Annotated in this window: 4 protein-coding genes; all 4 read left to right on the top strand. The window is 67.0% G+C overall.

Annotated features, from left to right (window positions below; all coding sequences use genetic code 11):
- Window positions 1-1,223: 3-deoxy-D-manno-octulosonic acid transferase (locus VMR03_RS03930; RefSeq protein WP_325402494.1), on the top strand; the 1,223-nt coding region annotated here is incomplete at its 5' end.
- Window positions 1,216-2,271, top strand: coding sequence for a tetraacyldisaccharide 4'-kinase (gene lpxK / locus VMR03_RS03925; protein ID WP_325402492.1), 1,056 nt, complete (start codon window positions 1,216-1,218; stop codon window positions 2,269-2,271). The genes VMR03_RS03930 and lpxK, both read left to right, overlap by 8 nt.
- A 67-nt stretch (window positions 2,272-2,338) precedes the next feature.
- Complete coding sequence (locus VMR03_RS03920) at window positions 2,339-3,220, top strand: hypothetical protein (protein ID WP_325402490.1); 882 nt, start codon at window positions 2,339-2,341, stop codon at window positions 3,218-3,220.
- Complete coding sequence (locus tag VMR03_RS03915; protein WP_325402488.1) at window positions 3,220-3,627, top strand: VOC family protein; 408 nt, start codon at window positions 3,220-3,222, stop codon at window positions 3,625-3,627. The genes VMR03_RS03920 and VMR03_RS03915 overlap by 1 nt, the downstream gene beginning before the upstream one ends.
- Window positions 3,628-3,691 lie beyond the last annotated feature (64 nt).

Below are 3,691 nucleotides of genomic sequence, written 5' to 3'. Positions count from 1 at the left end.
GGATGCGGCGCGGCAAGGAAGACGCGGATCGTCTCGCCGAGCGTTGCGGCATTCCCTCTCTCGATCGTCCTCATGGAAAGCTCGTCTGGATTCACGCCGCCAGCGTCGGCGAATCCCTCTCTGTTCTGCCGCTGATCGACCAGCTGATCGCGGCCGGCCTCCATGTGCTCGTCACCACAGGCACCGTCACATCGGCGCATCTGATGAAGGAGCGGCTGCCCGAAGGCGCCTTCCATCAGTTCGTTGCGCTCGATCATCCGGTCTACACCGCGCGCTTTCTCGATTACTGGCGGCCCGATCTCGCCGTCTGGGTCGAATCCGAATTCTGGCCGAACCTGATCGTCGCCGCCCATATGCGCGGTATCCCTCTCGCGCTCGTCAACGCGCGCATCACCGAACGCTCCTTCCGCGGCTGGCAGCGCTTCCCGCGTTTCATCGCGAACCTGCTCGGCCGCTTCTCCCTTCTGCTCGCACAGGATGAAGCCAGCGCGCGCCGTCTCAAGGCGCTCGGCGCCGCCACGGTCGGAACGCCGGGCAATCTGAAACACGACGCAGCCCCCCTCACCGCCGACGAGGCCGAGCTTTCCGTGTTGCGCGCCGGCATCGCCGCCCGCCCGCTCTGGCTTGCGACCAACACGCATGACGGCGAGGAGACAGTCGCGGCCGAGGTTCACTCCCTGCTCGCGGCAACGAGGCCGGACCTCCTGACGCTGATCGTGCCGCGCCATCCCGCGCGCGGGGCCGCCATCGCGGCCGAACTCGGCAAGCGCGGATTAAAAGTTTCGCGGCGCTCGCTTGGCGACGAAATCGCGCCGGACACGCAAATCTATCTCGCCGACACGCTGGGCGAACTCGGCCTCTTCTATCGCCTCGCCGACATCGTCTTCGTCGGCGGCACACTGACGGAAACGGGCGGGCACAATCCCTTCGAACCCGCGCGTCTTGATTGCGCGCTGATCGCCGGCCCGAGCGATTTCAACTTCGCCGAGGCTTTTGCCGCCTTCGAAAGCGCCGACGCGCTCCTTCGTATCGTGGATGCTTCCTCTCTCGCCGAAGCGGTCAAGCGCTTGCTGACTGACGAGACGGAGAGGAAGCGCCGCGGCGACGCCGCCCGGAAGATCGCCGGCACGTCGAGCGGCGCGGCCGACCGCACCGCGGCGGCGCTCCTGCCGCTCATCGCGGCCGCCCGGCCGCGCCTCGCCGCCGGTAGCCGCCATGCGTGAACCGCGTTTCTGGCAGGCACCCCGCGCCGGCGAGATTCACATTCTGCCGCGCCTCCTGTCGCCCGCCGCCTTCCTCTACGGCGTGGCAGGCGGGCTGCGCCAACGCTTCGCGAAGCCCGAACAGGCGGCCGTGCCGATCATCTGTATCGGGAATATTACGGTCGGCGGCACGGGCAAGACGCCGCTCGCGCTGACGCTCGCCGAATGGCTGATCCGGCAGGGTGAAGAGGTTCATTTCCTGACGCGCGGCTATGGCGGCACGGAAGAAGGCCCGCTGCGCGTCGACCCGGCAAAACACACCGCCAAAGAAGTGGGTGACGAGCCGCTGCTTCTCGCCGCCGTCGCGCCGACATGGGTCTCCGCCGACCGGGCCGAAGGCGCCGCCGCTGCCGTGCGCGAAGGCGCGAAACTGATCCTGATGGATGACGGGTTGCAGAATCCGACGCTCGTAAAGGATTTCTCGATCCTCGTCGCCGATGCCCAGACCGGCCTCGGCAATGGCCGGCTCATCCCGGCCGGACCTTTGCGCGAGCATATGGACAGGGGCCTTTCGCGCGTCGGCGCCGTCGTCATCATCGGCCGGGGCCATGCAGCGGACAGGATCGCCGCCCGGGCGCGCGCCCGCGCCATCCCGGTCTTCCGCGCCATCCTTCGCGCGGCTCCCGCGCCGGACCTCGACGGACTGCCGGTGCTCGCCTTCGCCGGCATCGGGCGGCCCGAGAAGTTCTATGCGACGCTGCGCGAACTCCATGCGGATATCGTCGGCACGGCGAGCTTTCCCGATCATCATATCTTCGGCGAACGCGAGGCGCTTGACCTCCTCCTTCGCGCCCGCGATCTCAACGCGACGCTCGTCACCACCGAAAAGGACCTGGCCCGGCTCCGTGCCGCGCCGGCCGGAACGGCGCGGGCGCGGCTTCGGGACACGACGAAGACCGTCGCCGTCCATGCGCTGATCGACGACTTCGCCGCCCTCGGAACATTGCTGCGCGACCAGATCAGGCTCGCCCGCGGCCGGGCCGCCAAGCGTGCCGCCCAGCCCGATTGACGGGCTCGCCAGAAATACGTCGCAACTGATATAAGCGGCGACAGGAAGCAGGACGGCCCCGGAATCCATGTTCGGAAAGAAACTTCAATATCTGGCGGAGGCCGCGCTCCTGAAGGCCATGCTCGCCTTCTGCCGCCTGCTCGGCCTCGACCGCTCCTCGGCATTGGGCGGCTGGCTCGGCCGGCACATCGGGCCCAAGCTCGGCATTACCCGGCGCGCGCGCAACAACATCGCCCGCGCCATGCCTGAACTTTCGAATGCCGAGATCGAGCGCGTCGTTATCGGCATGTGGGACAATCTCGGCCGCACCGCTTTCGAATATGCCCATCTCGATAAATTCAGCCGGCCGGAAGAACGCCATCGCATCGAGATCGTGGGCATAGAGCCTCTGCTCGCTTATGCCGCGACGGGCAAGGGCGGCATGCTGGTGTCCGGCCACTTCGCCAATTGGGAACTGATGCCTCTCGTCATGCGGCTCGAGGGGCTGGACGGCGGTGGCGTCTACCGCGCGGCGAACAATCCCTATGTGAACGACTGGATGGTAACGATGCGGCGCGAGCTCATCGTTCCGGACCAGATCGCAAAGGGCCCCAAGGGCGCCCGGCTGCTCATCCAGGCTATCCGCGACAAGCGCTTCGTCGCCATGCTGATCGATCAGCGCCTGAGCGAAGGCGTCGAAGCGAGGCTGTTCGGCCTGCCCGCCATGACGACGCCGACACCGGCCGTCATCGCGCTCCGCTACGATGCGGCTCTCATTCCGGCATCGATCGTGCGAACCGAAGGCGCGCATTTCCGCGTCACTGTCCATGCTCCTGTCGAACTTCGCAGGGACGCCGAGCCGACGGCCGAAATCCTTCGCGTCACGCAGCTTCTCAACGACTTCCTCGAAGCCCGCATCCGCGAAAGGCCGGAAAGCTGGTTCTGGCTGCATAACCGCTGGAAGGACTGATGAATCTCCTGGTGAACATCGACGTCGACGATCTCGAACGGGCCGTCGATTTCTATGCGCGCGCCTTCGGCCTCCGCGTCGGACGGCGGCTCGGCCCGGACGTCGTCGAGATGCTGGGCCTCGACGCCCCGCTCTATCTGCTCCGAAAGAAAGCCGGTGGCGGCGCCGTGCCCGGCACGGATGCGATCCGCGATTACGGGCGTCACTGGACGCCGGTTCATCTGGACATCGTCGTCGCCGACATCGAAGAGGCGATGGCCCGCGCGAAGGCGGCGGGCGCGGTGGTCGAAAAGGAGATTGCAAGCCACGTCTGGGGCAAGATCGCCCTCTTCGCCGATCCCTTCGGTCATGGCTTCTGTCTGATCGAATTCACGGACCGCGGCTACGACGCGATTGCCAGCGCCTGAAATCAGTCGCCGCCGACGGCGGCGCCCGGCATGGCGCCTTGCGCCGGCACGCCGGCGACCAGCA

The organism is Parvibaculum sp., assembly GCF_035511255.1.
In the GTDB taxonomy this organism is placed as follows: Bacteria; Pseudomonadota; Alphaproteobacteria; order Parvibaculales; family Parvibaculaceae; genus Parvibaculum.
This window is presented reverse-complemented; position numbering and strand designations above follow the sequence as displayed.